This is a genomic window from Microcystis sp. LEGE 08355, from assembly GCF_015207185.1.
GTDB classification, from domain to species: Bacteria; Cyanobacteriota; Cyanobacteriia; order Cyanobacteriales; family Microcystaceae; genus Microcystis; species Microcystis panniformis.
The window spans coordinates 1-2916 of sequence record NZ_JADEXI010000579.1 but is presented as its reverse complement, the minus strand read 5'-3'; the positions used below and the strand labels follow the sequence as shown (position 1 = coordinate 2916).

The following is a 2916-nucleotide window of genomic DNA, read 5'->3' as shown; positions in this document are numbered from 1 at the left end:
ATTAATTACACATATCTAACCCCGGTCTTGCCTCTTGCCTCTTGCCTCTTGCCTATCTTCACTAGGAAATTTATTTTGCACGACTACTTAAAACCCCAACTCCCTAAAACCCCAACTCTCAACTCCTGAATACTGTCTCGGAGTCTCCTCTCTCCTAGCCCCACCGACAAACTTTTTCAGTAAACCCTAATTAAAACTCAACCCTTTGACCATAACTTAAGAGACGTTCTAGGGTTGCGAGGCGATTTTCCCAGACCTGTATTTGATAGGCAGATAAATCTTTTTGTCTGGACATCACAGATTTAAATTTATAGCTAAATCGCTTTAAAGCATTTTGAGTTAAAGTCAAATTGCGAGGGCTGGGATTATTAGCCAATTGTTCTAATAGATTAGCCATTTCGTCCACTTCTTGCCCCCAAGCTTTTAAGGTTCCCTCCTCCATTGCCCATAAATTATTTATTATTAAAAAACTCCACTCTTGACGCAGGGAATTAAACCTCGCCGCCGCCGTTTTGAAGGGTTGACGGTGGGGTAAAGGTTCGTTTTTTTTCGTAATTATCGATCCCTGAATGCGATTAAGAATTGTTTGCAAGTTGGGATTGAGATTTTCTGTGGCAAAAAGAGCGAATCCCGAAGTGGGAAGATTGCGAATAAATTGTAGTTGATCGATCGTGACTTGATCGGGTACTTTTAACAGACGGATACCGGGTATAATCAGAGCATTTCCTGCAATTTGGCGATCAAATAAAGACTTAGTTTTATCTTCTAAAGTCCCTGTATCGAGAGCATAAGTCATTAAAAATATCAGGTCTATCCATTGATTTTGTCCCCATTCTTCCCAGTTTTGTTGAATACGATATAATCGTTCTTTTTGTTCTAGGGGAAACACCGCCGCCGACATTTTTAAGTTGGGGCGAATCTGTTTTAAGCGAGTAGAAACCTGCGAGACAAAAGTATCAACCTGACGGATTTTAAAGCTAGTCCATTGTTCCCATAAAGCACCCCGGGGATTTAAAGTAATTGGATCAACTCCCGTCATTTGTTTAAATAACCAACGGCTGGATTTACCATAACCATAGGTTTGATTAGAATCTTGACTCTGGAAGGGATAGCGAATATAATCTAACTGCAAGCCATCCACATCGTAATTTTTGACAATCTCCTCGTAAAGAGATAAAAGATAGTTCTGTAGGTCGGGATTAGCAGGATCAAAAAAGGCTTTTTTCGTGCCTTGACTGTAATCAAAAGAACCACCACTTTTATTAGTTGCCCCCCAATCGGGATTACGGGATAAAACTGGACCGAGATAATCTAATGGTTGCTCTAATACTTTATTATGAGCTTGATTAGCCGCCGCAAAAACCCACACCCAGGCGTGGATTTCCATATTGCGTTCATGGGCTAATTTAACGGCAACTTTTAGGGGATCCCAACCTCTAGTTAAAGGGTTTTGTTCGGGGGCAACTTGACTGGGATAAATAGTATAACTAGCATTAACTGTCTCGAAAAAGACCACATTAATACCCGCTGCCGCCATGCGATCAAATACTTTAGCTAAATCCTCCTCGTTTTTAGCTTGTACGATCGTGCCTCGATCTAACCACATTGCCCGTATTTCTGGTTGGGCAAATTGTCGATTAGTGGGATAATTATCCCAAAGACTTCGCCGCGCTTGTAACCAAAATTCCCGCGCTTGCGTATAGGAACCCTGGGCGATTAAATTCTGAAAATTATTTAAGGTTCCTTGGGCATTTTCTAGGGCTAAACGGAATCGTCTAGCTGTATCTGATGCGCTGGAATTTTTCCCACGATTATGAAATGCTTGTGCTAAGGATTTATCAGTAGTTAAAGTGTTATTATTACTGGCTTCTAAAGCTAAGAGAGTCGCCCCATAACGCCCGATTAATCCCTGCAATTCCGCCGTCATCTGGCCAATTTGTTGAGAAGTTAGGCTCGCTCTGGGGGGAATTGCCTCGGTATTCGGACTTAATCTCGCTGTTTCACTGGGGGGATTTTCTGCAATCTGGGGTAGAGGGCGACGGGGTGCGGTCGCAACGCGCTCGCTACGCGAGATCGCTGTTGGGGTATTATTAATATTATTAACTATTGTTGATTGCCCTTGACAATAGGGCGCAATTGTGCTAGGAGAAGAACTGCGATTAATGCCGTAGCGTTGCAGGGCGGTTTCTAGCCAAGCGCTATCGAGGGCGAGATTAGCAACGGCACTGCTGCCCCAGCGCCAACCGAGAAAGATCGAGTTATTATTGAGGACAACGGCGGGGGGATTATTGCGCGCCCCCCAGACGGCGACGGTTTGGCTATTAACTCCCGTGGGGATAACCACGCCACCGAGGAGACTGCTGGCTAAAGGTTTTTGGTTTTTCAGTTCACCCAAATTAGTCGGCCGCAGGGTGTAAGCTTGGGAGTGGGGATAGGCCCAGTAAGCCCCAAATAGCGATCGCAGTTGATTCCGCACAGCAGGTTCCGAAAGATTTCCCGCCGGACCGGTGACAATAATTTTACCACCGCGATTAAGCCAACGACTCAAGACACCAGCTTGTAAACCGGAAATAGTCTCGACGTTGGGGATAATGAGAACGCTAATTTTATTTAAATCCGCGTCGCTTTGCCACTGATTACTCTGGAGAATGCAGTAATTAACCCCGACATTTTGCAAACGTTCGGTTATATCTGTCCATTGATTGGCATTTTCTTGACTTTTTAACACTGCCACCGGTGTCGCTAAAACTGGGATCGGCAGCAAGACACCCACACAGGACAAAAGACAGGCAATTAGGGGCTTGTTAAAAAGATGATCAAGACGGAAGGACGATCCCAGCACGTTTTTTTCTCTTAATTTTTTTGGTTAACTCCTCCTGATTTTACCCAACTTAGCCAAAAAAGAGTATCTTTGGC

General features: G+C 44.0%; 1 protein-coding gene. It reads right to left on the bottom strand.

All coding sequences use genetic code 11. The annotated features are described in order from the left end of the window. Nucleotides 1–190: 190 nt before the first annotated feature. The gene (locus IQ242_RS21405; RefSeq protein WP_193961334.1) at nucleotides 191–2842 is read right to left on the bottom strand and encodes a family 10 glycosylhydrolase; all 2652 of its coding nucleotides are present in this window, start codon (nucleotides 2840–2842) and stop codon (nucleotides 191–193) included. Between the last annotated feature and the right edge of the window lie 74 nt (nucleotides 2843–2916).